The organism is Neobacillus drentensis (assembly GCF_036965245.1).
Classification (GTDB): Bacteria; Bacillota; Bacilli; order Bacillales; family Cytobacillaceae; genus Neobacillus; species Neobacillus drentensis_G.
The window spans coordinates 1-7,514 of the sequence record NZ_JBALPG010000169.1 but is presented as its reverse complement, the minus strand read 5'-3'; the positions used below and the strand labels follow the sequence as shown (position 1 = coordinate 7,514).

The 7,514-nt window shown below is 38.0% G+C and carries 7 protein-coding genes and 1 pseudogene; 4 read left to right on the top strand and 4 right to left on the bottom strand.

The features are described 5' to 3' along the window. Positions 1–183, top strand: a 183-nt coding sequence (locus V7150_RS24075) for a hypothetical protein (RefSeq protein WP_335523288.1), incomplete at its 5' end; no start/stop codon positions are given. Between the two features lie 53 nt (positions 184–236). On the opposite strand, the pseudogene V7150_RS24070 reads toward V7150_RS24075, so the two are convergent. Continuing rightward, positions 237–450: pseudogene (locus V7150_RS24070) on the bottom strand (IS1595 family transposase); the annotation flags it as partial. Positions 451–549: 99 nt separating this feature from the next. Between V7150_RS24070 and V7150_RS24065 the strand changes: the two are divergent. Continuing rightward, entirely contained in the window at positions 550–1,389 is an 840-nt protein-coding gene (locus tag V7150_RS24065) for an MBL fold metallo-hydrolase (protein ID WP_335523286.1), read from the top strand. Here V7150_RS24065 and V7150_RS24060 read toward each other — a convergent pair. Next, positions 1,365–2,045 (bottom strand): NUDIX hydrolase, encoded by a 681-nt coding sequence (locus V7150_RS24060; RefSeq protein WP_335523285.1) that lies wholly within the window; start codon positions 2,043–2,045, stop codon positions 1,365–1,367. The two genes, V7150_RS24065 and V7150_RS24060, sit on opposite strands and share 25 nt — an antisense overlap. 235 nt (positions 2,046–2,280) lie before the next feature. On the opposite strand from V7150_RS24060, the gene V7150_RS24055 reads away from it, so the two are divergent. Beyond that, complete coding sequence (locus V7150_RS24055; RefSeq protein ID WP_335523283.1) at positions 2,281–3,669, top strand: TldD/PmbA family protein; 1,389 nt, start codon at positions 2,281–2,283, stop codon at positions 3,667–3,669. Positions 3,670–3,672: 3 nt separating this feature from the next. Further along, a complete protein-coding gene (locus V7150_RS24050; protein WP_335523281.1) occupies positions 3,673–5,016 on the top strand; it encodes a TldD/PmbA family protein in 1,344 nt (447 codons plus the stop codon). 358 nt (positions 5,017–5,374) lie between these two features. On the opposite strand, the gene V7150_RS24045 is transcribed toward V7150_RS24050, so the two are convergent. Both V7150_RS24045 and V7150_RS24040 read right to left on the bottom strand, forming a co-directional pair. Beyond that, positions 5,375–5,524, bottom strand: a complete 150-nt coding sequence (locus V7150_RS24045) for a hypothetical protein (RefSeq protein ID WP_335523290.1) — start codon at positions 5,522–5,524, stop codon at positions 5,375–5,377. A gap of 20 nt (positions 5,525–5,544) precedes the next feature. After that, entirely contained in the window at positions 5,545–7,404 is a 1,860-nt protein-coding gene (locus V7150_RS24040; protein WP_335523279.1) for a dihydroorotate dehydrogenase, read from the bottom strand. Positions 7,405–7,514 lie beyond the last annotated feature (110 nt).

The window sequence follows — 7,514 nt, the reverse complement described above, 5'->3', positions numbered from 1 at the left end:
TTAATTATTTTTGTTCAGTTATTGTCATTGATTCCTGATTTAACAGTCAAAAATATCCTGAATATTAAGAAAGAAAAACCTGATAATCCAAATATCCCTAATAAAATTAATAGAGGGAATTGGTCAGAGAATAACATACCTATTATAAACAATATAAAACAAACTAAAGCTCCGATAAGGTGAAATATTAAGTTTCTTTTATCCAAAGGGCAACATCTCCTTTCTCACTTGCTATTTCACAACTCATACGTTCTTAAAGAATAATAGGTTTCATTAGTGGGAAATAAACAACTATCTACAAGCATTTTAGTTATAGATGTATTATCAACTCGATATCTAACAATATCTAAGAACTGAAACCAACTCAAATAATGGTCGAGGTATTTTGTAGCCACGCCATTCTCCATTAAATCGTTGCATCCAGCCTTTTAAACGGCTGTGACAGTTATTTTCACAAACACCCTATTTCCAACAGGAATTTCACCTTCCTACAATGAATAAGTTAATTACGGATTGCTTACGTGTCGTAATAGGTGAAAGGAGATGTCTATGAATAAAGGCAGTGCTTTAAAAATTATTCGTGTTCCAATTTCAACACCAACTTTATTGCCACATACCACTACAAATTGTTATTTAATCGGAAACGATCAAGAAAGTATTTTGGTCGATGCTGGATATGATCAACCAAATACGAAAATTGAATTACAGCGTGTGATTAGTGAAAATGGTCTTGCTATACCAAAATCGATTATTTTAACCCACTCGCACCCTGATCATGCCCCTGGAGTCCTACAATTGATAGATTGGAATCCAGTTGTTTATTGCCACCGTCTTGAAAACCAAGCCATACTTGATAAAATTGCACCCTGGAATCATGTTTCCATCTTAGAGGGTGGAGACATCATTAATGCAGCTGGCGAAAAAATGATGTTGATTCATGCCCCTGGTCATACAGCAGGTCATCTAAATCTCTATATTCCATCAAAACAAATTCTACTAGCTGGAGATAACATCGTTGCGGAAGGAACATCTTGGATTGGGCCACCGGATGGAGATATGTCAGATTATATTCAAACACTCACTAGGATAAAGCAATTGAAATTAAGTAAAATTGGTCCTGGACATGGTGATTGGGTAGTAAAACCATATGAACATATTGATTTCGTCTTAGAGCGAAGATATTACCGCGAAAACCAAATCAAATCGATGCTCAAAGACCATGGAACCTTAACTGTTGTCAATTTGACAAACTTGATTTATGAAAAGCTTCCACATCCGAACGTCTTTGAGGTGGCAAAACGAACAACTGAAGCACATCTGATCAAATTAATAAAAGAAGGTTTCGTAACGCAACAAGATTCCTATTACTCAATCAAATCAACCATATAATCGCTCAAGTTAAACTCGGGCATCGTTAACGGAGCGCCTTTTAAATAGTTAATAATGGTCTTCAATGTATGAATCGTTGGCGGAGCCAATGAAATTTCCCCATTTTGGTATGCTGTTAGAGCATCGGCAGGAGAAATCCATTTGGTATCACTAATTTCAAATAAATCGGGTTTTGGGGTTTGCCCTATTGGCAGTTTAGTTAGAAAAAAACGTGTATCAAATCTTATGCGGCTTCTCTCTGGTGTAATAATTTGACCGATGTAGGCCAAGCTATCAAGCTCAAATTGAAGTCCTTCCTTTTTTAACATTTGTAAAAAAGAAAGATCACCATTTAAAAGAAGACGGCGGTATTCCCTTTCTGTTTCTTCCTCCAGCTGAACAGTAGAACCGTCTTCCTTCTTACAAACTAAAACCCCCACTTCTTCAAATAATTCTCTTGCAGCAGCCACATAATGTGCAAGTTCAAATGTTTCATTGCCAATACCATTTATATTACTATTACAATCTTTCACATTATCAAACTGTTCTACCGCTCCTCCTGGGAAAACATAAAATCCACCCATAAATTTCATCGTTTCAGGTCGTTTTGTCAAATAGACCCTTGATAGGTGATCCATTAAAACTACAGTTGATGCAGGTCTAGGTATCGCACTCAATTTTTTACCCACCTTTTGAAAAAATTAGTATTTTCATTTATATTCAACTTTTCGCTCACATTTACCTTCTCTAATAAAAGCCTTTTTAACTTCTCCAACTGATTTCAGCCCATCTGAGGAAAAATTAACCATTATTTACTAAAATGTTGTATGATTATAAGGTACCATCAAAAAGAAAGATTCCATTTATAGAAATCAGAATATTTTTATTATTAAAAGAATATGGGGGGTCTTTATGCTAAGTAAATCTTTAATTGAGGACGTATTGACAGCCGCTTTATCAACGGGTGGGGACTTTTCGGAGATTTTCGTTGAGGATCGTTTTACCAATAATTTCACCCTGCAAAGCGGAAAAATTGAAAACTGTCTTTCCGGCCGTGATTTTGGTATCGGCATCCGTGTGTTTAAAGGATTGCAAAACGTCTATGCTTATACAACTGATCACAGCAAGGAAGGCCTTCTGAAAGCAGCTAAAAACGCAGCACAAGCTATAAGCGGAAATACCATTATTCAGCTAACCCCTTTTGCGAGAGAATCCTTTGAAACCATTCATCCTATTCAACTCACGCCTAACGAAGTAGATAAATCCCGTAAAGCAGCTATTATGAAAAATGCTTATGAAACTGCAAAAAACTATCATTCTAGTATTTCGCAGGTTACTGTCCGTTATATGGATGAAGAACAAAATGTGCTGATTGCTAATTCAGAGGGAAAATTGATCGAAGACAAACGTGTTCGATCAAGGCTGGCGATTCAGGCAGTGGTAGTACGTGATAACCAAATGGAAACCGGTTTCTATGGACCCGGCGCCCATCAAGGCTTTGAGTTTTTCGAAAATCTAAATTTGGATCATTATGCTAATGAAGCAGCACGGATTGCCGTAACGATGCTAGATGCCAGCCCATGTCCAAGCGGAAAATTCCCTGTCATTATCGATAATGAATTCGGCGGCGTTATTTTTCATGAAGCTTGTGGACATGGATTAGAAGCAACTGCTGTTGCGAAAGACAGCTCTGTGTTTGCAAATCGCCTTGGTGAAAAGGTTGCTCCCGAAATCGTTACATATATCGATGATGGAACAATTCAAAATGAATGGGGTTCCATTAATATTGATGATGAAGGCGAAAAGGTACGGAAAAATGTCCTCATCGAAAATGGTATTCTAAAAGGCTATCTCATTGATAAATTTAATTCACGAAGAATGGGGATGGAATCAACCGGTTCAGGAAGAAGACAATCCTTCCGTTTTGCGCCAACCTCCAGGATGACTAATACGTATATTGCCCCTGGAAATTCAACACCTGAAGAAATTATCGCAAATACCGAACATGGGATCTATGCAAAATATATGGGCGGCGGCCAAGTCAATCCGGCAACTGGTGATTATAACTTTGCCGTCATGGAAGCATATGAAGTAAATAATGGAAAGCTCGGAAAACCATTGAAAGGCGCTACTCTAATCGGCAATGGTCCAAAAACCTTACAGCTTGTCGATATGGTTGGTAATAATTTAGGGCATGGTGCTGGAATGTGTGGTGCACAAAGTGGCAGTATCCCGGTTAATGTAGGTCAACCAATGATCCGTGTCAGCGAAATTACGGTCGGTGGGACGAAGGGAGAATAATCTATGACAATACAAGAATTTCAATTGAAACTATTTAGTGCTGCTGAAAGCACCGGTTTTTCAGATGTAGAAATGTATTATGAAAAGAAAGAAGTATTTAGCTGCAAAGTATACAAAGGCGAAATTGATCAATATGAAATCGCAGAAGACGGAGGCGTTTCCTTCCGCGGGATCATAAACGGTAAAATGGGCTATGCCTATTCCGAAAAAATCGATGATGCTTCCATCCCCTTCTTGTTAGATAACGCGAAAGAAAATACCCAGATAATGCATGATGAACATAATGAAGAAATCTTTTCCGGAAGCAGTCACTATGAGCAAGGGAATTTTTTCTCTAGATCCTTAAATGAAGTGACTATTCCTGAAAAAATACAATTTATTAAAGATGTAGAACGTGAGTTACTAGCACAGGACCCTAGAATTGTTGCGTCAGAATATTGCGGCGTTCGGACAGAAACGGTCTCTAGAAATCTTTTAAATAATAAAGGGTTGTCATTAACCGATCAAATGAATTTTTTGTATGTCATCGTTGAAGCCATCGTAAAGGACGGAGAGGAAACGAAAACATCATTTGAATTTGAAGTGACTAAAGACTTCCAACGCTTAAATCCTAAGGAAATTGCCAAAAATGCCGCAGATGAAGCTCTCTCACAATTAGGATCGAGAAATATACCCAGCAAAGAATATTCGGTTCTTTTAAGAAATGATGCAGCAGCTAATCTGTTAGCCACGTACTCGACTAATTTTTCCGCAGAAAACACACAAGCAGGTCTTTCTTTACTAAAGGATAAGCTAGGAAAGCAAATTGCCGTTCAAAGAATTACCATTGTCGATGATCCATTCCTTGAGGATGGCCTAGCCAGCAGAACCTTTGACAGTGAAGGTGTTGCAACAAAGAAACTTACATTAGTCGAATCTGGGGTCCTGCAATCCTTGCTTCATAATCAAAAAACAGCGAAAAAAGAGCAAACGGAAACCACAGGACACGGACATAAAGATTCATATAAAAGTGTTGTCAAGGTTGGCCCATCGAATCTTTATCTCGAGCCCTCAACAATTCCATTTGAAGCATTGCTTGCCTTAATGGACGAAGGCATTTTGATTACGAACCTTCAAGGCTTGCATTCAGGAGCTAACACAGTTTCAGGTGATTTTTCACTTGCGGCAAATGGATTTTATGTGAAGGACGGAAAGGTTCAATACCCAGTTAACCAAATGACAATCGCGGGTAATTTTTATCAATTATTACAGAATGTCGAAGAAATTGGCGCGGATTTAACATTCCCGCTTTCGCCTGTTGGTTCTCCATCAGTTTTAGTTAAATCATTAGCGGTTACGGTTGAGTAATCGTGTTTTTTGGTGGGTGTCCCGTGTGGGCACCCGCTTTATTTGAGAAATTGCTAAAAATAGCCCCAAAAGAGGTAATTTTTCTTTGAAAAATGTGTGTGCCAGCCTTTTTTCACTTTTTCTTTAGAAAAGAGCTCTAATTTTAATTTTATTTGCGAAAGAGAGCCTTTTATTTGCGAAATCGAATTTTCTACCTAAAAAAAGCGGTTGGCACTTTTCAAGAAGCCAACATTTCAATTTTATCAGCGAATTTTTGGTATGGATCAGCGAATCCACCTATTTATCAACGAAAAACGAGATTTATCAGCGAATCGAGATATTTAAACGATCATCGCAATTAAAAAATTGAAAATTGGAGTCAGTCTTTTATTCGCGCTCCATCCGCGATAAATCTTAAATCAGCTTTAGGCATTTTCTTTGATAAATGATGACCAAAGAGAATTCCTAACTCTCCTAAACCAATGATGGTAACTTTTTTTATTTTTATATCAACTCTATTTCCTTTCATATATTTTATTTTCCCTATTTCTATTTTCTGTTGGTTTCGAAAAAGAAACTTCGCGAAAGGATTAATCCCGCCACATACAGAAATAAAGCAATATAGGCCGGCAGGATATGAATAAACATTGTATATCCAATGATAAAATGAGTCACAATGCCAGCAACGAACGCCGGTATTCCCCCGATTAGTAACGTTTTCCAAACCCATTTTTCCCCTTGTTGAAATCCCCATAGTGAAATCATGAGCACGAGCAATCCAACACTAATTAAAGCACTGCCAAATCCAGCTCGGTCATGCGCAATCAGAGAAATAAGCCGTCCATTAACATCATTTAATTGATCTGGTGTCATACAAATAAAACCGATGTCAGTCGGCACAAATACATTGGTTGCGCCAATAAAAGAAATCACCAAACCGCCAATGATAAATGAGAAACCGAGAACCACAAAACAGAGTTGTCCCCATAAACTTTTTTTCCATGTTGGATGATTGGTTCGATTTTTCGAAATCGGAGATCGATTTGAATAATTTGTTTTTCGCCGCCCGATCATAAAAAATGGCAAAAGGACGATCCAAAAAATAGCATGAAGCCAATCAAAATAACCATAAGCAATAAACAGCAAAATACCTAAAAAACCAACAGTTCCGCCTAGATGAATGGCCTTACGGGCCCAGTGATATCCAAACATTACCGCGTGGCGTGCTAGTTGCATATATAAAACTCCACCTGAAATCATCGTTCCGGCCAGTGTCATCCGATCATGAGCCATAAAATAAAAAATCGTTGGATTGATGACGATTAGTTCTTCGCGAGTTAACCCTAAAAAAGCTTCATCATAAGGAAGAATTACGAAAGTCATGCTAAAGAATAAAGCAATCAATCCGCCAAGAGTAATTAGGAGACCAAATAGCCAATACCATATCCAGCCAGATCTCTTTTCTTGATGGATACCTAAATGATCCTCGATCGCTTCATTGATTCTTTTCGGCAGACCTGGCCCTGAAAGGACGTAGCCATTCGTAAGCAAGATGAGCTCAACACCCTCTGAAATGAGTGTGAGCGCATCTTCTGGCTCCAATACTCCCCCTGAAATCATCAATGGCACATGGTCAAATCCATTTGATTTAAGATATTTTACTGTTTCAATCAATTCCGTTGTTTGCTTAACTGGAAAGCTCTGTTCTTTTTCAACAATTTCAGATCTTTCCTCTAAAAAAATCCCATCAATACAACCAGACTCTTTTAGTTTTTGAATGAGAGGCAGGTCATGGTAAACACTACTTTGTTGAATAGAAAGGAAAATCGGCTTACTTTTCATTACGCGCTTCATCACATAAAACTTTTCACTCTCGTACATTTTTTCTATGATAAAGGCTGCTCCATAATGAGAAAATGACGGTAATATGCTGACAGTTTCCTCCAGGGACAGCTCTTGACCTAAACGAATAAATATCGGTTTATTAAGAGGCTTTAATGCTTGCAGCCTCTGTAATGCCTGCTCAATGCCCATCGATTCTAATGGATTGGGAAAGATAATTTCGTCTTTATTTTTTGAAAATCGGGCAGGATTTTCAGATTGATTCGGAGTTCGAGTTATGGGACCTATTTCAATAAACCCAAATCCTAAGTGAGAAAACGCCTTTGTCCCCGATAAGAACGGATCTATTTTCCCACTTAATCCAATGGGATTGGAGAATGTGAGACCAAATAAATTCTTTTTAAGTGCTGGCGAAGGAGACATATGACCCAAAAACTCAATGAATGCAGTTCCACCCGGCAGAGATGAAACTATGTTCATCCCCCGATGAATAAACTCTCTTCCCAGTGCATTTGGCAGCCGTGATACCAAAGGTTTAAAAATTGTATGATATGACCAATCAGGCATATAATCAACTCCGGTAATCAGATACTAACAATCTTTATTTCTATTATAACTAGAATGAGGTTTCAGCATAAAGACAAATTCTTGAATTTTCCGCCTACTCCACTTCATAA